Origin of the sequence: Corynebacterium sp. 5QC2CO (assembly GCF_024580435.1) — a bacterium.
Taxonomy (GTDB): domain Bacteria; phylum Actinomycetota; class Actinomycetes; order Mycobacteriales; family Mycobacteriaceae; genus Corynebacterium; species Corynebacterium jeikeium_D.
The window spans coordinates 1-22,794 of sequence record NZ_JANIKI010000005.1 but is presented as its reverse complement, the minus strand read 5'-3'; the positions used below and the strand labels follow the sequence as shown (position 1 = coordinate 22,794).

The 22,794-nt window shown below is 58.5% G+C and carries 21 protein-coding genes; 9 read left to right on the top strand and 12 right to left on the bottom strand.

Going from position 1 to position 22,794, the window contains the following annotated elements:
* Positions 1-11 precede the first annotated feature (11 nt).
* Positions 12-758: a hypothetical protein gene (locus NQ014_RS05730; protein ID WP_257074197.1), complete on the top strand. Its 747-nt coding sequence runs from the start codon at positions 12-14 to the stop codon at positions 756-758.
* A 213-nt stretch (positions 759-971) separates the two neighbouring features.
* On the opposite strand, the gene NQ014_RS05725 is transcribed toward NQ014_RS05730, so the two are convergent.
* The 3 genes from NQ014_RS05725 to NQ014_RS05715 all read right to left on the bottom strand — a co-directional run bounded on the left by NQ014_RS05725 (position 972) and on the right by NQ014_RS05715 (position 4,941).
* A complete protein-coding gene (locus NQ014_RS05725; protein ID WP_257074195.1) occupies positions 972-1,841 on the bottom strand; it encodes a hypothetical protein in 870 nt (289 codons plus the stop codon).
* Positions 1,834-3,897, bottom strand: coding sequence for an N-6 DNA methylase (locus NQ014_RS05720; RefSeq protein WP_257074194.1), 2,064 nt, complete (start codon positions 3,895-3,897; stop codon positions 1,834-1,836). Before NQ014_RS05720 ends, NQ014_RS05725 begins: the two co-directional genes overlap by 8 nt.
* Positions 3,898-4,413: 516 nt before the next feature.
* Positions 4,414-4,941 carry an HPP family protein gene (locus NQ014_RS05715; RefSeq protein WP_257074193.1) on the bottom strand — a complete coding sequence of 176 codons (528 nt, stop codon included), beginning with the start codon at positions 4,939-4,941 and terminating at the stop codon, positions 4,414-4,416.
* Positions 4,942-5,127: 186 nt separating this feature from the next.
* Here NQ014_RS05715 and NQ014_RS05710 point away from each other — a divergent pair, with 186 nt between their 5' ends.
* The gene (locus NQ014_RS05710; RefSeq protein WP_005510922.1) at positions 5,128-5,421 is read left to right on the top strand and encodes an RNA-binding S4 domain-containing protein; all 294 of its coding nucleotides are present in this window, start codon (positions 5,128-5,130) and stop codon (positions 5,419-5,421) included.
* Between the two features lie 3 nt (positions 5,422-5,424).
* Positions 5,425-6,306, top strand: a complete 882-nt coding sequence (locus NQ014_RS05705) for a VOC family protein (RefSeq protein ID WP_257074187.1) — start codon at positions 5,425-5,427, stop codon at positions 6,304-6,306.
* Positions 6,307-6,309: 3 nt separating this feature from the next.
* Here NQ014_RS05705 and NQ014_RS05700 read toward each other — a convergent pair whose 3' ends face one another.
* The 3 genes from NQ014_RS05700 to NQ014_RS05690 all read right to left on the bottom strand — a co-directional run bounded on the left by NQ014_RS05700 (position 6,310) and on the right by NQ014_RS05690 (position 8,971).
* Complete coding sequence (locus tag NQ014_RS05700) at positions 6,310-7,074, bottom strand: NYN domain-containing protein (RefSeq protein ID WP_257074186.1); 765 nt, start codon at positions 7,072-7,074, stop codon at positions 6,310-6,312.
* A gap of 119 nt (positions 7,075-7,193) precedes the next feature.
* On the bottom strand, positions 7,194-8,378 hold the full coding sequence (locus NQ014_RS05695) for an isocitrate/isopropylmalate dehydrogenase family protein (protein WP_257074184.1): 1,185 nt from the start codon (positions 8,376-8,378) through the stop codon (positions 7,194-7,196).
* Positions 8,379-8,422: 44 nt separating this feature from the next.
* Entirely contained in the window at positions 8,423-8,971 is a 549-nt protein-coding gene (locus NQ014_RS05690) for a neocarzinostatin apoprotein domain-containing protein (RefSeq protein ID WP_038627230.1), read from the bottom strand.
* Positions 8,972-9,173: 202 nt separating this feature from the next.
* On the opposite strand from NQ014_RS05690, the gene NQ014_RS05685 reads away from it, so the two are divergent.
* From NQ014_RS05685 to NQ014_RS05670, 4 genes are read left to right on the top strand one after another with little or no spacing between them, the layout of a single operon-like run.
* The gene (locus NQ014_RS05685; RefSeq protein WP_257074182.1) at positions 9,174-10,277 is read left to right on the top strand and encodes a hemin ABC transporter substrate-binding protein; all 1,104 of its coding nucleotides are present in this window, start codon (positions 9,174-9,176) and stop codon (positions 10,275-10,277) included.
* 11 nt (positions 10,278-10,288) lie between these two features.
* Positions 10,289-11,368, top strand: coding sequence for an iron ABC transporter permease (locus tag NQ014_RS05680; protein WP_257074180.1), 1,080 nt, complete (start codon positions 10,289-10,291; stop codon positions 11,366-11,368).
* Positions 11,368-12,192: a heme ABC transporter ATP-binding protein gene (locus NQ014_RS05675; protein ID WP_257074178.1), complete on the top strand. Its 825-nt coding sequence runs from the start codon at positions 11,368-11,370 to the stop codon at positions 12,190-12,192. Before NQ014_RS05680 ends, NQ014_RS05675 begins: the two co-directional genes overlap by 1 nt.
* Entirely contained in the window at positions 12,185-12,871 is a 687-nt protein-coding gene (locus NQ014_RS05670; RefSeq protein ID WP_257074177.1) for a heme oxygenase (biliverdin-producing), read from the top strand. The genes NQ014_RS05675 and NQ014_RS05670 overlap by 8 nt, the downstream gene beginning before the upstream one ends.
* Before the next feature lie 44 nt (positions 12,872-12,915).
* On the opposite strand, the gene NQ014_RS05665 is transcribed toward NQ014_RS05670, so the two are convergent.
* From NQ014_RS05665 to NQ014_RS05650, 4 genes are all read right to left on the bottom strand, one after another.
* The gene (locus NQ014_RS05665) at positions 12,916-13,605 is read right to left on the bottom strand and encodes a hypothetical protein (protein WP_257074176.1); all 690 of its coding nucleotides are present in this window, start codon (positions 13,603-13,605) and stop codon (positions 12,916-12,918) included.
* A 429-nt stretch (positions 13,606-14,034) separates the two neighbouring features.
* Positions 14,035-15,798: a phospho-sugar mutase gene (locus NQ014_RS05660; RefSeq protein WP_257074175.1), complete on the bottom strand. Its 1,764-nt coding sequence runs from the start codon at positions 15,796-15,798 to the stop codon at positions 14,035-14,037.
* Positions 15,799-15,808: 10 nt separating this feature from the next.
* Complete coding sequence (gene deoC, locus NQ014_RS05655) at positions 15,809-16,459, bottom strand: deoxyribose-phosphate aldolase (protein WP_257074173.1); 651 nt, start codon at positions 16,457-16,459, stop codon at positions 15,809-15,811.
* Positions 16,460-16,565: 106 nt separating this feature from the next.
* The gene (locus NQ014_RS05650; RefSeq protein WP_257074172.1) at positions 16,566-17,852 is read right to left on the bottom strand and encodes a thymidine phosphorylase; all 1,287 of its coding nucleotides are present in this window, start codon (positions 17,850-17,852) and stop codon (positions 16,566-16,568) included.
* 169 nt (positions 17,853-18,021) lie between these two features.
* Between NQ014_RS05650 and NQ014_RS05645 the strand changes: the two genes are divergently transcribed.
* Together NQ014_RS05645 and NQ014_RS05640 are read left to right on the top strand one after the other, a co-directional pair.
* Positions 18,022-18,441, top strand: a complete 420-nt coding sequence (locus tag NQ014_RS05645; RefSeq protein ID WP_257074171.1) for a cytidine deaminase — start codon at positions 18,022-18,024, stop codon at positions 18,439-18,441.
* 43 nt (positions 18,442-18,484) lie between these two features.
* Positions 18,485-19,702 carry a NupC/NupG family nucleoside CNT transporter gene (locus tag NQ014_RS05640; protein WP_257074168.1) on the top strand — a complete coding sequence of 406 codons (1,218 nt, stop codon included), beginning with the start codon at positions 18,485-18,487 and terminating at the stop codon, positions 19,700-19,702.
* Between the two features lie 31 nt (positions 19,703-19,733).
* Here the strand turns inward: NQ014_RS05640 and NQ014_RS05635 are convergent, their stop codons facing one another.
* Together NQ014_RS05635 and NQ014_RS05630 are read right to left on the bottom strand one after the other, a co-directional pair.
* Positions 19,734-20,837 (bottom strand): YihY/virulence factor BrkB family protein, encoded by a 1,104-nt coding sequence (locus NQ014_RS05635; RefSeq protein ID WP_257074167.1) that lies wholly within the window; start codon positions 20,835-20,837, stop codon positions 19,734-19,736.
* 201 nt (positions 20,838-21,038) lie between these two features.
* Positions 21,039-22,703 (bottom strand): FAD-dependent oxidoreductase, encoded by a 1,665-nt coding sequence (locus NQ014_RS05630; RefSeq protein ID WP_257074165.1) that lies wholly within the window; start codon positions 22,701-22,703, stop codon positions 21,039-21,041.
* Positions 22,704-22,794 lie beyond the last annotated feature (91 nt).

The following is a 22,794-nucleotide window of genomic DNA, read 5'->3' as shown; positions in this document are numbered from 1 at the left end:
AGTTTTTGTATTTGGACGAATTGTTGGTCAATCAGTTTGTAAGCCAGATTGATTTCGGGTTAATCGAAAGCGAAGACGTAACGACTTCGAATTCCAAATCTAAAGGTGGGAAACTCGGTTTAAGTTCTGTTGGAGGAAATATCGATGCGGGTTCAACTAGTCAGAGTTCCTATCAGCGTGCCATGACGCCGGAATCTAAATTCAATCATCTTTTTCCTCACTTGGACGTAACCACTGTGGATTTGGAGCATCCGCTTGGTTTCAGTGAATTGGTGCCGCGAAGCTTTATTGAGGTCGATTGTGAGATATCCATTCCGATGCTCGGCAAGGTTATCGCGCAACCTGATGAGATAGCCGATATTGGAGAATTGCTCAGGATGTTTCCAGGGCATAAAGATTCAGTTAATCAAGAAACGATTAACCAAATCAGGACAATGAGTAGTCTCTCAGGAAGATCCATAGTTTGCATGGGGGAGGTTGACGAGGGACTGCAGACTTACCTCTTCAAACTCGATCCAAAGTTCTTGAAACTAGGTCTGGATGACATTGAGTGTGAAGCCTTTGTGCTCGGGAAGGTTGAGAAAAAATTTCCGGAGGGTCAACGCTATCCGTTGCTCAACGTTCCGGGGATGAACTTGTTGAACCGCAAGGCGCGACGTCGTATGGAAAAGGAACAATCGTACGAACAGCCACTGAATGAGGAGTCTGAGATCGAAGGTCCGGCGGCAGTACTCAGGGTGTTGGCGATTTATCGCTAGTTGCCGCGTCTATTACGTCCAGCGCGACAGACTTTCATCGGAGCTTATCCCCCAGGCACATTCCAGCTAACGTTAGTTTGGTTTCAGTGAACGTGGCATTGATTGATAGCAAATGGAATTCGCGGTACCAAGGGTAGTCAACTACTTCTAAGGGTGGGCTTCGAAATCATAATCTGGGTTTCTCTGGTAGAGGTTCTAACAGGGAAGTGGGAGCTAGTTAGTCATCGTGTTGTTCAGATGTAGACCGATATAACCTATGTAGGCCTTGCCGGTGTTATGAACATCTGCGTGATAGTACATTCGCGGAGCATTCGAGTCCTTCGTACCGAGATCAAAGTGCGTAGTCATGAAATTCTCTCCAGAGGGATCGACCTCCGTAGGCACCGGGAAGGTGCGCTCCCGACGCCGTTTTGGATTTGAACGCACGGTCTCGCTCTCGTTTGCCTTGTGCCGATTTGGAGCTAGCTGACGGCCATGCACGCCCTTGTCCAGCAGATACATGTGCAAATTCCCTTGGAACCCGTGTTCAACGCACTCCTTGACATAATCGTGCAAAACCACAACCGTTTCCCACAGGTTCTGGGCATAAATGCCCAAGTGATCTTTCTGATCCAGAATTGCAGCGTTAGCAAGTGCCTTTTCAGCATCGGTGAGTACGATGTACTTAGTCAATTCCTCGTAGGTGTCGGTGTCCTTCATAATCTCGATAACCTCGACCACACTCGATGGCGTGGGAATCGAATCAATATCGATTCCCTCAGGCTCCTGGTTCTGGGGAGCCGCGTAGAATTTTTCGAGCTGTGCTTTATAAGCGTAAGCATCCATGCGATCTTCCTCAGCCTGTGCCAGACGGATGTACAAGTCTTCGGTGCGCAGCTTGAGCTCATCGATACGGTCGTTCAACGAAATGTTTTCTGCTTGTAAGTCTGCGTTTGCAGCTTCCTGCTCGTCCAGAAGAGTCTCCATTGCCTCCAGGCGAGCTGAAGCCTCTTCAAGACGAAAAGTCTTTTCCTCGAGCTGAGTAGTCAGACGCGAAATCTCATGAGTCATCGAGTCCATGTCGTTTGCGCTATCTTTAGGCACCGTTGAACACCTCGTTCATCAGCTTTGTAGACACGGCTGCAATGCTCTCTCGGACTGCGCCAATCTCGGCAGCAAACAAATCTAACGTGCCGAGGACATCGACCAATTTGGTCTGCTGGTCAAGCGAAATGATAGGAATCTTGATTTCACGAATCGAACGGTTCGGAATCATAACCCCCGACGATGGACCCTTATTGAAATCGGCGTTCACACAAGCTGCGAGGTATTCCGGAAGGAACATCGAATCATCGGTGCGGAGCACAGCGCTGAACCGCGGCGCAATCCAATCGCCCTTCTCGCAGAAGACACGTGCAGGCATGGTCTCGAAACGAGGAACGACCACAGAATTAGGGGTCAAGAATTCATCGCTGCTGGCAACGGAACCTTTGCAGGGGGTATCGAGCCTCTTGTAAGGCTCGAAGATTTTCGCCACAATGCCATCGGCAGAAGCCTCCTTGAGATCCTTCGTCTTAGCACGAACTCGCTCGATATAGCCTGCCTCAATCAGCTCGTCGAGCTTCTTCCACTCAAGCTCGACTGTGGTGTGGACCGCATCCTTATCCTTAAGGAACTTCTCCAGCGCGGAGGAAGCAGAATTCGCAGCCTTGCCCAAAGAAGCAACCTGAGTGGCGAAATCTGTGAAAGCATCATCGCTAATCTGCGGTTCAGCGAACAGCTCGGGGAGCAGTGGCCCACCCTTCTTCACCACATCGGCCAGAGTCACGCGGAAGTGCGACACGGGGAGCTTCCCGCCCGACTGCACGGTCGTGAGCCACGACTCCAAATTAAGGTCAGCAGCGGGCACGGAAGAGGCGTCGATGAGCGAAATCGAGTCGCCTTCGTGAGCCTCGGAGGCGGTACGCAGGATCCAGAGGGCAGTCGGAATCGAAGTCGAAGTCAGCATCTTAGACGGCAGCTGGACAATCGTGTCGATAGCGTTGAGAGCCACCAACTGCTGGCGGAGCTTCGCGTACGAAGGCTGGAAAAGTGGTGCAAGCGGGGTGAGAACGATGGCTCGACCACCTGGAGAGAGCTGGTTGAGGCACGTGGCGATGATAGCGGCATCTGCCGTTCGGATGCGGGGATGTGGCAAGTTCAGCACCTGAGCAAAGACGTTTTCCGTATGGGGAAGCTGCTCACGAGAGAGCCTCATACCAAAGGTAGGCTCACACACAATCAGATCGGCAGGCTCCGACGAGTGAGACAACGAATCCATCACAGAGAACGAGGCATTCGTTCCGCGGATAAGAGCGCGGAGGGAAGCAATCGCCAAGGCGCGAGGGTCGATATCGAATCCGATAGTAGAAACCGGAGCATGATCATGTGCCACTTGCAGCAAGGTGGTGCCAATGCCGCACATTGGGTCGAGCACTCGGCTCAGGGGCTTGCCGTCACGGCTAGCAACCTGCTTGCTGCGGACAACGTTTGACGTAGCCTCGCGGAAGACTCGGGCACAAACCGAATCCTCACTGGTGAAGTGGCCGACATTGCTGCGACCGGCATCTCCGAACAGAGCATCAATCACGACGTGCTCGGCGTTAAGGATGGAATCAGGGCTCAAGCTGCGTGCATGCTGCATTGCCGACTCGAGGTTTTCGGGAGAAACCGTGCTCAGGGTCGTGTTAATAGACTCGTGGAACGCCTGCCGCGTAGCTTCGTCGGCAACCTCACGCAGGCGAGCCGCCACACTCTCCTCCCATGCGGTCTTGTAATCGGAAAGAGGTTCGGAGGCGGGTGCCACCAGCGTTGACAGTGCGAAGATCGCAGTGTCCATAGGGCGGAGGCCATCGGCTCGGAGCAAGTTAATCCGCGAGCTCATGGAAAGGGTTTCAGCATTCTTTTCCCATCCTGGTGGCAAGAGCTCGTTGGAGCGGAGCCAATCATGAATCTCCGTAGCGTCAAAGAGAGGCTTAGAGGGTGAAGAGCTGGAAGTGGGACGGGGGAAATCAACCTTACGGCGGCGCCAGTTGCTCACCGTCGGACGGCTCACCTCGGCCAGCTCGGCAATCTCCTTTAGAGACAGAATGCCGGACAGGTTGGCCTGGTCGGAAGTCATTTTCGCTCGCTTTCTTTTAGATGTTGAGGATTCGTAAAACCGGGAGATTTCGATGTTGTTCGAACCCGTTCAACCGGTGCACCTATGTTAAAACGGCTATTCCATAATAGGCAAGCGAAAACGCCATTTTCAGGTCTATGGGGGTGTTTTATGCATTGATGACTTGTTGGGTGTGGGTGGTGTCTCATGTATCGACTGAGGTTTGGAAAGGGGGTATGAAATGCTGTTTTTATAGTCGAGAAACCGGGAATTGCAATGAGAGATACCTGTTTCACCGAGTTTGCCCCGGGGGTAGGGCTGATGGTGGCGGTAGCTATTGGCTGAGGCGTGGCAACCAACGATTTGTCTTGCTCTCTAAGGCGTTCATTCTGGATCTGTCCGGCTCGATTTTAAAGGCCGGGAATCGTCGGAAGTAAAAAGCTTCATGCAGGATGAGAGCGAGGTTAAGGGGCTTATCGCTAAATCCGGAGAATTCGGTGGCGCGGATTCACAGGTGAGTCCGGACTTCAGGGCCGCCTACCACCAGTAGGTGGGGTAGCGAAGGCCGCGCAGTCGGTTGGCGAGGATACCCAGCACCACAATCATGATTGAAGAGGCGAAAACCAAGCCAAGGAGGCGGAAGTCGTTGCTGATGTCGGGGCCGTGCGGCATCAGTGCGGTGACAATCGCGGTAGCGGTAGCGGGGGAGTGAGCTGCCCGAGCAATGAGCATAAGTGCGAATGCGATACCGGCGGCGATTGCCGCGGTGATGATGGAGACACCTAAAAGTCGCGAGAAAAGGATGCCAGTTATGCAGCCAATCAGGTGTCCAACTACAACATTTCGCGGTTGTGCCAGGGGCAAGTTTGGTGCGCCGACGATAAGGGCCATGGCCGCACCAATAGGGGGCAAAAACAGCAGGTCGGAAATGGAGGTTGAGATGAGCGCCATTGTCATAAGCGGCAAACTCACAGCCACTGAAGCGGCGGCAATATGGCGCAGCGGAGGGCGGGGTGGCGCTTCGCTGGTGATCCGGTGCCACTTCGGAGACCGTGAATTAGACATGAGAACGATGTTAGGGTCTGCTGCCTCATCTGCGTAGCGGTTCGAGGTTTTTATTGAAATAGAGGTTTAAATGGGGTGGCGACCAGGCCTCCAAAGGTCTCTAAATCAGACCAGACCCTGGCCAAAGCCAAGCCAAACCCGAACCAAACGCCGATCATTTTCACCAGATATGACACACTTAAGGGCATGGAGCCTATCGATGTCGCAATCCGGGATGAGTCCATCCGTCTCGGGCAATTCCTGAAGTTGGCAAACCTGGTGGAAACGGGCGGTCTGGCCAAGGAACTCATTGCCGAGGGCCAGGTCAGCGTGAACGGTGAGGTCGACACTCGCCGTGGCAAGGTGCTGCGTCCAGGGGACGTCGTCTCTGTTGCTGGTATGTCAGCACGCGTGGCCACCGCCGATGAAGTCGATGATGACTACTTTGATGAGGCCACCGCCGACGATGACTTTGATCCTGAAAAGTGGAGGAACCTGTAACTCATGCCCGCATTTCCCGCCGAATTTGGCATGCCCCTGCGCGTAGATCTGCTCTCCGTCGCACCGCGTAAGACCGAGCGTTTCTATCGCGGTGTTCTCGGGTGGGCTTATCGCAATACCGCACCAATCCATGAGGATGCCCGCGAGGCTTCCGCTGGTCGCCGTGTTGCCATGCTGTCCGGAATGCCGGTGTCGGTGCTGCTGGAGGCCGATAAGGACGCTGAGAATGCCTTCGTCAACCAGTGGCGCGTGAACTTCCATGTCGACTCCGCCGCTGGTGCCGTCGAGAAGGCGCGTGAGCTCGGCGCCGAGGTCTTCCAGGAACCGACCCCGCTTGTCGACGGATCCACGATGGCCGTTGTTTCCGACCCCGCCGGTGGCCTGATTGGGCTGCTGGAACAGCCGGGTGAGCAGGCCTTCATTGCAGCGGGCGAGCCCGGCACCCCGGTGTGGTTCGAGCTGGTCGCAGGCCCGGAGGAGACCTTTGAGCAGGTCGCGGACTTCTACCACAATTTCTTTGGCTGGGAAATCGCAGTGCGCAACAAGAACGAGCACGGCACCTTCGCAGTCGCGATGGAAGACGGGGCGCCGTTCGCAGGTTTGGTAGCCAGCTCGGTTGCTGCACAGACCGATGCGGCAGATAAGAGCTTCGTTGGCTGGCTGGCCTACCTTGGCGTGGAGAACATCGACACCGCTGTCGCCAAGGCTGAGGAACTGGGCGGTTCCGTGCTCGTTGCCCCGCAGGCTACCGAGTTCGGTCCGCTGGCGACCGTGCAGGATCCGTGTGGTGCGGCGGTTGTACTCTGCGAGGTGCCGCTGCCACCGGAGGAGGACATCCGTGAGTCCGACCCGCTGGAAGGCATTGACCTCAGCCAGTTCCAGTAGGGGCTAGAGCTCTTCTTCGTCGTCCTCAGGGTCCTGTTTTCCGGTGTAGTTAACGTGTAAAGGATCGTCTTCGTTTTTGGGTGGTTTGCTTACGCACTCGCGAATGCCATCAATGTGTTCGCTAAGGCTATCGGTAATCGGGGCCCACAACGGGTCGAGAATGAAATCTATCCCAGATCTGCGGGCATGTTTGGCTGCAGGAACGAAATCGCTGTCACCCGAAATCATGATGATTTGATTTACATGTCGTTGTTCAGCAAGAGAAGCGATGTCGAGACCGATTCGCATGTCCACTCCTTTCTGAGAAATATCAAGGGTGAAATCATTTTCGGTCAGCTGTGAAACATCGATAGTGCCACGGCAAATCTTCTTGAGCGGAGCCTCTTTTAGGGTGTACCCACCTTGAGTTTCAAGAGGCTCTCCTCTTCTAATCGCAACCTTTCGTTTTTTAGCCAATGCAGCGAAGAAGTCATTGGTCCAGGTAAAAAGTTCACTTTTACCCAGGTTGACTTGCTGCTGGAGCAATGGGTGATAAACAACCCGCTGTGACGGTGGGCAGTCGTAGTAAAAGATTCGGTACAGTCCAGCGCGCGATTCACGTATATGGCGATGGCAGTACTTGACCAGTTCATCAGCACGATCCTCTGCGGTCTTATGACCAAACAGTGTTGCCGCACGTTTGCGGTAAAAGCCACCATCAACAAGCACTGCTGTAGTAATCTCGCGTAAAGGCACAGCTCGCGCAACACTATATCTGTTTCTACTCATATTTCTTGGCCCTCCCCCTATGAGTAATCCCAGTCATCGGCGCTCTCCTTATCGGCGGAGGGTCAACGGCTGGGATTGATAGCAACCACTTTAATTGCGCTTCGTAATCGAGTCAATGCCTACGACCCCAGCTCCGCACGCACCGCAGCCACAAACTCGCTGGTAGTTGCGGTGCCGCCGAGGTCTGGCGTCGCGGCAGTGCGTGTCGCGGCGTAGACGGCCTCGCGCAGCTTGGCTGCCGGTGCAAGTTCCGAGGTCGGATGCCCAAGATGCTCGGCGCACATTGCAGCAGAGAGCAAAAACGCAGCCGGGTTGGCGATGCCGCGCCCGGCAATGTCCGGTGCCGAACCGTGCACCGGCTCGAAAACCGCAAAGTCGTCGCCAACATTCGCCGACGCCGCCAGCCCCAGCCCGCCAATCAGTCCTGCGCCGATGTCACTGAGGATGTCGCCGATGAGGTTCTCCGCGATGATGACATCAAAGTGCGCCGGGTCGGTCACCAGCTGCATTGCCACGGCATCCGCATTGGCAAAATCAAATGCGACCTGAGGATACTCCTCCGCCACCTCTTCAACTGCCCCGCGAATCACACGCGCAGAGTCCCGCAGGATATTCGGCTTGTCCGCCACCGTCACCATCGGCGTGGCCTCCGAATCGGGGTTTGCCGCCTGCCGCGCGAGAGCCAACTTGGCCGCCTGTCGCGCAAGGCGGTGCCACGCAAAGGACGTCGTCACGCGCAAAGAAACCGCAACGTCGCCACGCTTATCGACGGCGCGAGCCACCGTCGAGTCCTCCACCACCTCTGCCCACAGGTGGTGGTGCGGGGAGTCGGCCGGGGCGTCGTGAGGCGGCAGGAGATAGTCGTGACTGTAGAGGCCCTCGGTGTTTTCGCGGACGATGGTGAAATCGGCAGTCGCGCCGGGCAGGGTGACCGGGCGGATGTTGGCGAAGAGGTCGAGGCGCTGGCGCAGCTGGAGAACAGGGGAGCGGTAGGTCAGGCCGGTACCGCGCAGATGCGGTGCTAGTTCTTCCTCGGCCTCGCGAGCGGGCTTGGAGGTAATCGCCGCGAGCAGAGCGGCGTCGCTGCGTCCGAGTGTTTCCCAAGTTTTCTGCGGAACGGGATTGCCGTGCGCGCACCACTGTGACCAGCCAATTTGTGCCTCTGTTAGCTCCCAGTGGGGGAAGACGCCGGTGATGAGTCCTCGGCAGGCATCGGTGATTTCGGGGCCGATGCCGTCGCCGGGCAGGAGTGTGATGCGGCGCGGTGCCGCCTCTTTGGCAGTCGCAGGCTGGTCGGTTTCCATGGCTCTTAGCCTAGGTCTGCGACACCTGCGCGTGTGTGGTTTGGCTACTTTGCGAAAGTAACCGGGATTTCGGTGATGTCCTCGAAACCCTCGCTGTGGTCGCCGAAGAGCTTCAGCACGCACTCCTGCTGAGTACAGTCCACGGCCTCACCGGTGGGGACGACGCTGAGCTCGAAGTGCGCAGTGTTGTCGTCGGCGATGGTGGTGGTGCCACCGGACTTCTTGGTAATCCACTGCTGCGACTGGGTGCCGGCACTGCGGTCACCGGTGCAGTCCGGGACGGGGTTGCCTGGAGCCTTCTCTGCGGCGCAGAGTGCGGCGTAGTAGCCGTAGTCGGGGTCGAGGCCAGCGAGGTCGACGGTGATGACATCGCCCTCGGACAGGTCGTTGACCGGCTCGGCCTCCATGGTTACTTCACGGGCGGGGGCGTCGGTTTCTTGAGCCTCAGCCGAACTGGTGGTTTCCGAGGCGTTGGCAGCATCCTGCGCGGCACCGTCTGGGTCATCTGAGCCACAGGCGGCGAGAAGTGGAAGTGCGGCGACGGCCGGAATAGCCAGGAAAGCCGCGCGACGCTGGAATGTGCGAGTAGTCATAGGAGGTAACGTCCTTCCGAAGATTGTAGAAATTACTATCTTTATTTAAGGGTAGGCTAACCTAGAACCAAAAGATAGCCTAAGATTCTATGGGTGAGTAGAGCAAAGTCCTTTCTAAGCTCTTTGTTACTAGTTGTTAGTCGTTATTTAGTCATTCTTTTGTCGTCTATCTCCGTGCAGCGTCAGCTCACAGAGGGGGAATATGTTCACCGTGTCTGCCTGTCGCGTTCGCGGCCTTGCCGGAACACTGCTGAGTGTTGTCCTAGTCGCAGGACTAGTCGCCTGTGGTTCCGATGATGCCGCGAGGGAGGGGGCGTCGTCGTCAAGCGCTGGCGTGACGACGGTTCCGCGCGCTAACAACATTTCCGCTCACGGTGCCGTGCATGCGAACCTGCCTTCGGAAAACCCCGAAGTGCTGCTGAAAGACCCGAAACCGGCGGCGGACAAGGACTACCAGCGTATTCTCACGCTTGATCGGGCGGGAGCACTCAGCCGAGCGGTCTACACGCTTGGCCTCGGAGACCGTTTGGTGGGGCGCGATGCCACCTCCGATTTCCCGGCGGTAAAGGATCTGCCGAACCTCACCATCGGCGGACATGCAGTCAATGCTGAGTCGGTGATGAAGCTAAAGCCGGAGCTCATCATTACCGATGGCTCGATCGGCCCCAGCCGCGTGTTCGACACGTTTGAAAAAGCGGGGATCACCGTCGTCCATGTGTCGGACGAGCGCACTCCCGAGACCATCAACACGCTTATCGACGAAGTTGCGGACGCAGTCGGCCTTGCTGACCAAGTTGGCCCGGTGAAGGAGCACCTGGATAAGGAGATGGCGGCTGCGACCGAGTACGCGCAGGCCAAGGCCGATGGCCGCAAGATGATGATCCTCTACGTGCGCGGAACCGGTGTGGCCATGATTGCGGGGCCGGATTCTGGTGGGCGTTCTCTGATCACTCGTCTCGGCGGTGTTGATGCCGGTGAGGGCGTGGGTATTGAGGGTGCGTTCACGCCGATTACGCCAGAGTCGCTCATCGCTGCGGCTCCAGACACCATCTTGGTTATGTCTGGTGGCCTCGAGTCCGTCGGCGGGATTGAAGGCTTGAAGGAAATCCCGGGCATCGCACAGACCCCGGCGGGCCAGAATGAGTCCGTTGTGGACGTGCCCGATTCGCAGTTGCTGTCCTTTGACTCGCAGTCGCCGCGTGCGATCCGCGCCATTGCGGATGCTCTCTACGGTGGCGGTGCTGGTGATGATTCTGGTGCTGGTGCAGGCTCTCGTGTGAGCGCTGACAAGACTGCGGGAAAGTGACTGGCTGAGCAATGCAGACAACCGCGAACAAAACTAGTCCGTTCAGACAGGCGGCCGTTTTCATTGGGCTCGCCCTAGCGCTGGTGCTGGCAATAGGTTGGTCGGCCTCCGTGGGGCAGTTCGGCGCCACCATCGGCGAATCACTGAGCTCGATGGTGAGGCTAGTGTTCAATGGCGGTCTCGGTGACGCGCCAGAGCCCATCGACACCGTGCTGTGGCAAGTGCGACTGCCGCGCATCGCGCTGGCCTGCCTCGTTGGCGCGGGGCTAGCCCTCGCAGGTGTGGCGCTGCAAGCGGTGTTCGGCAACCCACTTGCCGAACCCGGCCTCATTGGCGTTTCCTCCGGCGCCGCCGTCGGCGCTGCCACCGCCACAGTTTTGGGCACCGCCGCCGGGCTTTCCGGAGTGCTCGGCGGAGTGTTGAGTGTCTTCGCCAGCAGCTGGGCCATTGCGGTCTCAGCTTTTATCGGTGGTGCGGTGGCCACGGCTATTGTGGCCGCCAATGCGCACGGTGGCCGCGATATCGCCCGAATCATTCTGGTCGGTGTGGCTGTGAACTCCATCTGTGGTGGTTTGGTGTCGCTTCTGACATTCGTAGCCTCCACGGCTGCCCGCGACCGCATTGTGTTCTGGCAGATGGGCTCGTTTGCCAGCGCCACCTGGACGCAGGTCCTCATTATTACGCTGGTGACAGTTCCGGCCGTAATTGCCATGTGGGTCAGCTACCGCAAGCTGGACATTCTGAGCCTCGGTGAAGCGCAAGCCCGTCACCTGGGTATTAACGTCGTCACGCTGCGTCGCGTCATTATTTTCGGCACGTCTCTGGTCGTGGCGGCTGGAGTGGCATTTTCCGGCATTATCGTTTTCATCGGTCTGGTCGTGCCCCACGCTGCACGACTGCTGCTGGGGCCAGCGCATCGCACGCTGATTCCCGCATGCATCCTCGGCGGCGCGCTGGCCACAACGCTGGCCGACCTCGCGGCCCGCACCATGGTCACCGGTGCGGACCTGCCGCTGGGAATGCTCACCTCGATTGTCGGTGGCCCACTGTTCTTCTGGCTGCTCCTGCGTTCGAAGAGGGCGGTGCACTAATGGAAATCCACTCTGGCCTGGGAATTTATGCCGAAAATGTCAGCATCACCCTGGGTGGTCACCGCATCCTCAAAGATGTTTCCGTGGTCGCCGAGCCCGGAAAAGTCACCGCGCTGGTCGGCCCGAATGGTGCCGGAAAGTCGACACTCCTTGCAGCGCTTTCCGGCGACCATGAGCTCAGCGGCGGCAACGTCCGGATTGGCGAGCACTCCATTACCGAGCTCTCCATCGCCGACCTAGCCCGCTACCGCGCCGTCCTGGTACAGAGCCAAGAACTGTCCGTGCCATTCACCAGCCGCGAAGTCATCGACTTCGGACGCAACCCCTGGGGCTGCCCGAACGAGGAGCTGCTCGAGGAAGTCATCACTGAATGCGACGTCGCGCACCTCCTTGACCGGGAAGTCCCGACCCTCTCCGGCGGCGAGCGCGCCCGCGTCCACAGCGCACGCGTGTTCTACCAGGACACTCCCGTCGTGCTTCTCGACGAACCGACCGCGGCCCTGGACCTCCACCACGCCGAAAAAATCATGGGAATGATGCGCGCCCGCGCGGCGGCGGGCAAAGCCGTGGTCGTGGTCCTGCACGATTTGTCCGCCGCAGCGGCGTATGCCGATCACGTTGTGGTGGTGGCGCAGGGGCGCGTCGTAAAGCAAGGCCCGCCTGCGGAAACCCTGGATGCACAGACCGTCAGCGAAGTCTACGGCATCGGTGTGGAAGTTCTTCAGGACTCCGCGGGCAACCCCGTGCTGGTGCCTCAGCGCACGGGCAAAAATCTCTCACCCCAGTCTCCGAACCTCACAGAGAAAGAAGAAAATCATGGTTGAAAACACGATTAAAGAAGGTGACAAACCGGCTGCTCAGCCCTTGGCAGAGAGACTCAAAGTGGAGACCTCCGGTGTTCACAGTGAAGCGGAGAACTCCGACTTCATGTCGAGGCTGCTTGCGGGCGAACTGAATGCGCAGGCGGCCATCGATCTAACTGGTCAGCTCTACTTTGTGTACGAAGCGTTGGAGCAGGCAGTGCGGTCCACTGCGGAGTCGCCACAGGTCAGCGCGGTCTACGATGCGCAGCTGGAGCGCCTGGAGGCTCTGGCGGCCGACCTTGAACATTTGGTGGGGCCTGGCTGGCGAGAAAAGATCTCGCCTGTGGAGGCGACAAAGAACTACGTGGCCGAGCTTCGTGAAATCGAAAGCAACGGCAACGCCAACGCCGCATTGGCACACCATTACGTTCGCTACCTGGGCGATCTTTCTGGTGGCCAGGTGATTGCGTCCATGCTGGCCAAGCACTACGGCATCGGTGCGGAGGGAACCCGATTCTATGACTTCTCCGCGATCGGAAAAATTAAGCCCTACCGCGACGGTTACCGACAGAGTCTGTCTGAGCTGGGCATTTCGGATGCCGATAAAAATGCCGTGGTCGACGAGGCGAAAAAGGCATTTCGTCTCAACCGGGCCATTTTCCACGACCTAGACGGCGGTCTCGACGACGCTGTGGCGTAGGTCGCGGACTGGAGTGCTGTGACCGTGGCGGTGGGCGGTACGCGTTAGCCGATGTACACCACTGCGTTACGGCCACCCGTGCACTTGATGTTGCTGCCAGATGGGCGGCACCACATGTTGTAGGTCAGGCCAGTCGTTGGGCTGTAGGCCGTGATGGTGCCGGATTCCGCGCCGGTGGAATTGCGATAGCGGACGTAGGCGCTGTGAACATTTCGAACGAACGGATCGCTCGTTGAGGACGTGCCCTTCCACGCGCTGGAGAGGTTGCCGCCAGCCAGGCCTGATGAGCGAGACGAGCCCGAATTACCGGATGAGCCACTCGAATCTTGAACAACCACGGTCTCAGTCTGCGTGACCGGTGGGTTGGGCTGGCTCGAAGCATCGGCAGCGGCCTGTGTAGTGGCAGCCGTCTGTGTGTCAGCCGCAGTCACCGAGTCATCTTTACCCAGGGTGACATAAAGTACCGCGCCAACCAGGCCCAGCAGGACCACGACCAGCACTGAGATGAGCGCTATCATTGCGCCGGAAGTACCTGATCTTTGCTGCGGATACGCCGGGGCTGCGTAAGCGAAAGTTGGTGCCGGCTGCGCAGCGAATTGGGGCTGTGGTTGTGGTTGGGGTTGAGGTGCCTGGTTCGGGTACACGGGGCCGAAAGAACCGGTGGAAGGATTCGAATTGTAGTTGGGGTCTGAGCTGGGGAACTCGTTATGCGACATGCTGGACGTACCAATCACGAGGAGGAAGTGTTCCCCCTGTGATGAGCCCAACCCGCGTAGCGAATGGTGCTCCATCCCCTGGGGACACGGTTAACGGCTTTTATTGTATTACTGGGAAAACTGTAAAGCATGTTAGGAGACGCATGTCGTCCGCAAAATGCGGCCAGGACGGGTTTAGCTAGACCCGAAATGAGGTGGTGAGCTTCAAATGAGGTTGTGACCATCGAGAAACTGCCTAAGTTTATGTCAGTTTCGGCACTAATTTCTGCTTGTTTTTGTCATAAACCTAGTCAGTAACTTGTGAGCCGGCCCAAGACTCCGGGCTGCACATGCGAAACTGGGGTGCGCGTGAGACTTCACGGCCATTTTTCGGCCGTTTTGTTCATGCGCACCCCAGTTTGTTGCCGGGTGTAGCTGGTAGCTGCCTATTGGTTAGCTGCTTAGTGGCTACATCCCCAGGATTTCCTTGAGCTCGGCCTTAATCCGGTCGAGCCGTTCGGCCGCGGCCACGTGTGGAATCGCAGCCGGCGCGACCGGCAACACGACTTCCAGGTAGCACTTCAGCTTCGGTTCCGTGCCGGAAGGCCGGGCAATGACGCGGTCGTTTGCCTCGGTGAGGATGAGAATGCCGTCGGTAGGCGGGATGTGATAGCTCTCGCCCTTGGCGTCGACCATGTCTAGGCCGTCATTCATGTCCGTGACCTGCGTGACCTTCGATCCGGCCAGCTGTGCAGGCGGGTTGGCGCGCAGAGTGGCCATGCCCTTGGTAATGAGCGAGCGGTCCTCGACACGGAAGGTCAGCGGGGCGGTCTTGTAGAGACCATGGGCACGGGCGACATCATCCAGCAGGTCCTGGATGCCAAGACCCTGGCCCTTCAGTCGCGCCACCGCGTCGGCGACACGCACCGCCGCAGATACGCCGTCTTTGTCTCGCACGACTGCCGGGTCAGTGCAGTAGCCAATGGCCTCCTCGTAGCCGAAGACGAGCCCGTCCACACCAGCAATCCACTTAAAGCCAGTCAGTGTAGCGCGATAATTCAGTCCGTGACCTGCGGCAATCTTGCCCAGCAGGCGCGAGGACACAATCGAGTTAGCCATTGTGGCCGGGAACTCTGCGCCCTCATCATTGGTCACGGTCGCAATCCCACGGGCCTCGGCATCCGCAGCGATGACTTCACCCAGAAACGCACCGATGTCATCGCCGGAGAGCTGTCGCCAGCCGCCATCGACGCCGCTATCCGGAATAGCTACCGAGCAGCGGTCCGCATCCGGATCAGCCGCGATGATGACATCCGCGTCTTCAGCACGTGCCAGCTCAAACGCAAGATCCAGCGCACCGGCTTCCTCCGGGTTCGGGAACGATACCGTCGGGAACTCCGGGTCCGGCGCGAACTGCTTTTCGACCACGCTGACATTCGAGAAACCTGCCGCGTTCAGTGTGCGCACGATGGTCTCGCCGCCGACGCCATGCATCGGGGTGAGGACAATCTTCGCTGCCTGCTTCTCTTCGCTTGACGACGTCGTTGCGAGCGCAGCCGCCCGTTTCACATAGGCATCCAGCAATTCAGGACCAACCTGCTCGACGGCATCGAAGTCACGCGGGACCTCATCAGCCGGTGGAGCAGCTGCGATGGCTTCCGCAATCTGCTTGTCATGGGGCGCGATGATCTGGACACCTCGGCGGGAATCCGACTCCACCGCGCGGCCACCGAGGTAAACCTTGTAGCCATTGTCCTTCGGCGGATTGTGACTGGCTGTGACCATAATGCCGGCATCCGCGTTGAGGTGGCGCACTGCAAAGGCGGTCACCGGTGTGGGCAGCTGCTGTGGCAGGGCCAGGGCCTTGCCACCGGCTGCGGCGACAACCGCGGCGGCATCGCGGTGAAAATCAGCGGAGCCGTGGCGGGCATCGCAACCAATGACCACGGTGAAGTCATCGCCCACAATGTTCTTTAGATGCGCGACCAAGCCAGCGGTGGCACGGATGACCGTGGCACGGTTCATGCGGGACTGACCAGCTGCAACGACACCGCGAAGACCTGCAGTGCCGAATTCGAGTGGCCCGGCGAAACGACTTTCCAGCTCGGCAATCGCATCGGGGTTGGCGGCCTTGGCTTCGTCGTAAAGCGAGGAGAGCTCGGCGGCGGTGGCCTCGTCCGGATCGTGGGCGATCCAATCGGTGATGGTGGCTTGTAGCTGTTCGGAGAGCATCGGGGTTCGCCTACTTCAGACCGTCGAGGACAGCGGCGGAGGAGGAAAGGCCCAGGCGAGAGGCGCCAGCGGCGATTATTTCCTCAGCGGCAGCGGCATCGCGGATACCGCCAGAGGCCTTGACACCCAGGCGGTCGCCCACAGTTTCGCGCATGAGCTTCACAGCGTGAGCGGAAGCGCCGCCGGCCGGGTGGAAGCCTGTGGAGGTCTTGACGAAGTCTGCGCCTGCGGACTCGGAGGCCTTGCAGGCTGCGATGATTTCCTCATCGGTCAGGGCGGCCGACTCGATGATGACCTTCAGGATCTTGCCCGGAATGGCGTCGCGAACAGCCTTGATTTCGGCCTCGAGGTCGTCGAAGCGGTGCTCCTTGGCAAAGGCGATGTTGATGACCATGTCGACTTCTTCAGCGCCATCGGCCACAGCGCGAGCGGCTTCAGCGGCCTTGATCTCGGCCTTTACCGCGCCGGAGGGGAAGCCGACGACAGTGGCGATGTGCAGGCCCTCCGGCACCTCGACTGGGAGCTGCGAGGGGGAGATGCAGATGGAGTAGGTGCCGAGCTTGGCGGCTTCTTCAATAAGTGCCTTGACCTGGTCAGAGGTGGCTTCTGGCTTGAGTAGGGTGTGGTCAATCATCTTGGCAACATCAGCGCGGGAAGTCATGGGAGAAATCAAGTCCTTTCGGAAATTTGGGAGAGAGCTTAAAAGTAGGGAAGTGACGGGCTCGGGGCGGGGAAGTGGCGCCGGCGCGAGCCCGTCAGTAATTTTTCTAGGACACGCGATCGAGGATAATCTCGCGCTCGGCTGTCGGCGCGGTGTCGCCGATTTCAATGCCCGGCTCGATGGACTCGAGAGCGCGCTCGAACTTATCCGGAGTTTCAGTGTGCAGCGTGAGCAGCTTCTGGCCCTTGACTACCTTGTCTCCCGGCTTGGCGAAAATCTCAATACCGGCAGTGGCCTGCACCGGATCATCCTTACGAGCACGTCCCGCGCCCAAGCGCCAGGAACCAACGCCGAGAGCCAGTGCATCCAGCTTGGTCAGGTAACCGTCGGCCTGCGCAACCACATCGTGCGTGTGAGGTGCCACCGGCAACGCGGCATCCGGATCGCCGCCCTGAGCGCGGATCATCTTCTTCCACGAATCCATAGCGCGGCCATCCTTCAGAGCCTGCTCCACGTCGGCATCGTGCACACCGGCCAGCTCCAGCATGTTGCGAGCCAGCTCACAGGTCAGCTCCACGACGTCCGCGGGGCCACCGCCAGCGAGAACCTCCACCGATTCGCGGACCTCGAGGGCGTTGCCGATGGTCAGGCCCAGCGGAGCGGACATGTCCGTCAGTAGCGCGCGGGTGTTCACGCCCGCGTCGTTGCCCAGGTCAACCATGGTGCGGGCCAGTTCGCGGGCCTGATTCAAATCCTTCATGAAGGCGCCCGAGCCGACCTTGACATCCAGCACCAAGCTGGAGGTGCCCTCCGCAATCTTCTTGGACATGATCGACGAAGCAATCAGCGGAATGCAGTCCACCGTCGAGGTGATGTCACGCAGCGCGTAAATCTTCTTATCCGCAGGTGCCAGGCCCGCACCGGCTGCTGCGACGACCGCGCCGGAATCCTCCAGGATCTGCATCAAGCGGTCATTCGGAACATCAGCCTGCCAGCCCGGAATGGATTCCAGCTTGTCCAGGGTGCCGCCAGTGTGGCCGAGGCCGCGGCCGGACAGCTGCGGGACAGCCACGCCGTAGGAGGACACCAGTGGGCCCAGCGGCAGTGTGATCTTGTCACCGACACCACCGGTGGAGTGCTTGTCCGTGGTGGGCTTGCTCAGCGATGCGAAGCTCATGGTCTCGCCCGAGTCAATCATTGCCTGAGTCCAGTCCACAATCTCTCGACGGTTCATGCCGCGGATGAAGATGGCCATGTTCAGCGCCGCCATCTGTTCATCGCCCACGACGCCGCGAGTGTAGGCATCAATGACCCAGGCGATTTCCTCCGGACTGAGCTCACCGCCATCACGCTTTACCTTGATGACGTCAACTACATCGAACTTTTCAGCCATTGTTCGCTCCTTTTATAGGCGATTGTGCTTGGCGATATTGGTCTTGTGAACTCTGCTGATTCCGATTATCATCAGCATTAGAACAAATGTCAATAGTCAACTTTCCATTTGTACCCACATAAGTATGTTTGCATAAACACCTCGAACAGGCTCGGGGAGGGAGAGCACAATGTCCTACATCTCAGACAAAGAACTACTGGCTAAGGCCTACGTGGCCACGGAAAAGTCGTACGTTCCCTATTCAGGTTTTCCGGTCGGTGCAGCGCTCTTGCTTGACGACGGCACGGTGGTCACCGGCTGCAACGTGGAAAATGCGTCCTATGGGGTGACCAACTGCGCAGAGCGCACAGCCGTATTCCGCATGGTCGCGGAGCACGGTGGCAACCACAAGATTGCGGCCTGCGCCATTGTCGGGCGAAAGGCGGCACCTTGCCACCCATGCGGTGCCTGCCGGCAGGTTCTGCACGAGTTTGGGTGCAAGCGCGTCATAGTGGAGTCCGAGCGCCCCGAAAATGGTGAGCTGGGTGCTCCGGCCAGCATTGACTTCGAAAAAATCCTTCCCTATGCCTTTGGTCCCGAGGACCTGTAGGCACCGTCACACAGCCGTCCTTAAAAGAAAGAAGACCTAAGCCATGGATAGACTGCAAGGCTTACTGGGCATCATCCTCATCATCGGATTTGCCATTGCTATCTCAAAGAACAGGAAAGCCATTAACTGGCGCACACTCGGCGTTGGCCTGCTGCTGCAAGCGGTGTTCGCGCTGGTAGTGCTGAAGTGGGAACCCGGCTTCCAGGCGTTGAAGAGCGTGGCCGGTGCCATTGAGAAGATGATCGACTTTACAAATGAGGGCACCTCGTTTGTCTTCGGTAATCTGTTCGACGGCACGGGAAAGAACTTCGTCTTCGTGCTCAACGTGCTGCCAGTGATCATCTTCCTGGGCGCAGTCCTCGGCGCCCTCTACTACCTGCGGGTAGTGCAGTACTTCGTTGAATATGTCGGTTCCGCACTGAAGTTCATCATGGGAACCTCGAAGGTGGAGTCCGTCTTCGCTTCCACGGTGATTTTCCTCGGGCAGTCGGAGGCTCCGCTCGTCGTTAAGCCGTATATTCCGAAACTGACCAAGTCGGAGCTGTTCGCATGTATGTCGGGCGGTTTTGCGTCGGTGGCCGGATCGACCTTGATTGGTTACTCCCTGCTCGGTGCGCCGTTGGAGTACCTGCTGGCGGCATCGGTAATGAACGCGCCGGGCTCGCTGCTGATTGCGAAGACTTTCTGGCCGGAGACGGAGGAATCCGATCTGGATGCGTCGGTGAAGGATGTCCGCGACACTGAGTCGAAGAACGTCATTGACGCGCTTGGATCGGGTGCGTTGGCCGGCGGTCGTATCGCTGTGGTTGTGGCATGTCTGTTGATCGCGTTCATCGCAGTGATTGCGATGCTGTCGGCGATGATTGGCGGCATCGGCGGCTGGTTCGGTCAGGAAAACTGGTCGCTGGAGGGGCTGTTCGGCCTGATCTTCGCGCCGATTGCCTGGCTGATTGGTGTGCCGTGGGAGAACGCAGGGCTGGTCGGCAGCTTCATTGGTGAGAAGACGATTCTGAACGAGTTCGTCGGCTACACCTCGTTCTCGGAGCACGTCGACTCGCTGGATCCGAAGTCCATCATGCTGGCGACCTTCGCTCTGGCTGGCTTCGCCAACCTGTCGTCCATTGCAATTCAGATTGGTTCCTTCGGTGCGCTATCGCCGGAGCGCCGCGGTGAGATTGCCAAGAACGGCCCGCTGGCGCTGATTGCGGGCCTGTGTACCAACCTGCTCAACGCTGCAATTGTGGGTGTGATTGCGCTATAGCTAGGTGCTGTGTGGTTAGTTACTGGCCTTGCTAGTCGATCCTCTTGAACGGATCGGTAGCAGGGGCAGTCTCAGCAGCGGGCTGCGGGGAAAAATCTTCAGCTGCTTCTGCCGGCATCTTATCCAGGCGGTCGAGTTCCTCAGTTCGGAATTCGGCCGCCTGCTTTTCTAGATTCTGATGGATTTTCTGCTCGCCCTCGGCGGCCGCGGTAGCTCGGGGTGGAAGCTGGATGTATCGCTCTGCGGGCAGGCCGGCGCGCAGTTGGCGCATCCTCTCAACCTCGGCATCGAGCTTGAAGCCGAAGACCACGACGACATTAATGCCCCAAAGTGCAGTCATGAGAGCAATGACGGCACCCATGGCGCCGTAGGGGTTTGAAGCCGCAAAGTTGAACAGGTAAAGCTGCAATGCCTTGCCAATACCCAGCGAGCTGATAATTGCCAGTGCCGAACCGGTACTGAGCCAGCGGAATTTGCGCATGCGCACGTTCGGCGTGAAGTAGTACAGCGAGCCAATCAGAATCATCGACATGACGATAATGACCGGCCAGCGCAGCCAACTCCAGACGGAGATGCAGAAGTCAATGACCTGTCGCGTGGTCGATTCAATACCCAACGGGCGGGCAACCGGTTCGACGATGGTGATAACTAGCTGGTCATTGACAATAATCGCAATGAGCAGCACCACCGTGCCGATGAGTAGCAATAGCGTAATGGCGACCATGAGCAGGTGGTAGCGAATTAGCGTGCGACCTTCGGAAACGCCATAGATGGAGTTACCCGTGCGCGAAAATGCGCGCGTGTAGGCCGACGACGAAATCAGCGCGAAGATAATACCGATAGTCAGTGCGACGAGACCGCCTGTGGCGGAGCCGATAATCGTTGAGATGACATTGCGAATCGGTTCGGCATACTCAGCTGGAATGTAGCTGCGGATGAAGTCCTCAGTCAGACGGTTTAGGTCATCGGTGTAACCGGCCAACATCAGCGTGGCAATTGAGTAAATCGCCAGCAGTGCAGGCGCGAAGGTCAACACAGTGTAGTAGGTCAACTTCGCGGCAGCGTCGAAACCGAGCTCCAAGAAAAACTCGATACCCGCACGCTTGAGAGCGTAGAGCGCTCCTTTCCATCCCACGGGTGGTAACTTCTTCGCGGACTGAGCAAAAGATGCGTCCGCCGACTCGTAGGCCTGGAGTGTGTGCTTGATCTGCTGTGCTGGTGACACCTAAAGAATCGTCCTCTCCGACCGGACAGCGGCTGCAACATATATGCGGACATCTGCGCTCGCTTAAGTCTATCGGTCGAAGAGGACAAAGACGCTTCTCAGGTGTTCGTGTTAGTTCTTTCGTGCCCGCTGGCCCGCCGACCAGGTCAGGTAACCACCGGTGAGGTTCTTTGCCTTAATGCCATGACCGGCAAGGATCGCAGCCGCAATATGGCCGCGTAGACCAACCTGACAGTGGACAATGACATTCTTCCCGGCCAGCTTGTCGCTGCCGCCGTCGTCAAGCCAGGCGCGCATTTCGTCGACGTTGACGTTGACCGCGCCTGGGATGTTGCCGTTGGCGTACTCGCCGGCCGAGCGGACGTCCAACAGAACCGTATTGTCATCCGCCAGCGCACCCTCGAGCTCGTGCCACTGCACCAGCTCCTCGCCGTTTAGAGCATTGTCATCGACAAAGCCGAGGAAGTTGATCGGATCTTTCGCCGAGCCGAACTGCGGTGCGTACGCCAGCTCCAGATCGGCGAGGTCAGCGGCCTTGAGACCAGCGCGCATGGCAGTGGCGATGACATCAATACGCTTATCGACGCCATTGTCGCCAACCGCCTGTGCGCCCAAGATGGCATCGGTATCAGCATCGACCACGAGCTTGAGATGCAGCTGCGTTGCGCCCGGGTAGTAGCCAGCGTGGTTGACCGGGTGAATGTGAATGGAGCGGACGTTCTTACCGGCAGCGCGGGCGCGGCGCTCATTCCATCCCACGGAGCCAGCGGCCAGCCCCAGCACGCCGACGATAGCGGTTCCGAGAGTCAGCTGTGCCTTCTGTTCCCGACCAGTGATGATGTCCGCGACCATACGACCATGACGGTTCGCGGTCTGCGCGAGCGGCACCAGCGTGTCCTCACCGGAGATGGCATCGACCTTCTCGGCCGCGTCGCCGAGGGCGAAAATCGCCGGATCGGAAGTGCGCTGATGACGATCGACCTTGATGCCACCGCGCTCGCCGACAGCGAGGCCTGCGTCACGAGCCAGCTCGGATGCCGGGCGCACGCCAATGGCGGCGATAACAACATCGGCGTTGACGGTGACCTGTTCGCCGTTATCGCGGACAATCTCCAGCGTGGAGTCAGTGATGTTCTTGGTGTCAGCGCGGGTGACAACCTTCACGCCGGCCTCGGTCAGACGGTTCTGGACGTAGATCGCCATTTCCTCATCGAGCGGGGCCAGAATCTGCGGAGAACGCTCCACGACGGTGGTTTCGATTCCCAGTTTGTGCAGGTTTTCCGCCATCTCCAAACCAATGAAACCACCGCCGATAATGGCGGCGGACTTTACGCCCTCAGCGCGGACGGCCTCGGAAATCAGGTCGACATCCTCTACCGTACGCAGCGTCTTAGCACGCTCGATGCCCGGGATCGGTGGGGTGAACGGTACCGCGCCGGGCGAAAGAACCAGGTAGTCATAGCGCTGTGTGCGCTCATCGCCAGTGACCTCATTGCGCACGGTCACGGTTTTGTAATTGCGATTGATTGACGTGACGCGGTGAGAGACAAATACGTCGAGGTTCAGGCGAGCCTTCAGCGATGCCGGGGTTTGCAGCAGGAGTGCATCGCGGCTGTCGATGGTGCGGCTGATGTAGTAGGGCAGACCGCAGTTTGCGAAGGAGACATGTTCGCTGGCCTCGAAGACGACAATTTCCATGTCTTCGTCCCGCCGGCGCAGACGAGCTGCAGTGGACATTCCGCCGGCGACGCCGCCGATGATGACAGTAGTGGTCATGGTGATGGGGACTCCTTTTTTCCACAGGAAGTTTCCCCACACAACAGATACCCCTATGGGGTTTATTCCGTGGCAGGGGGAGGGGTGGGGC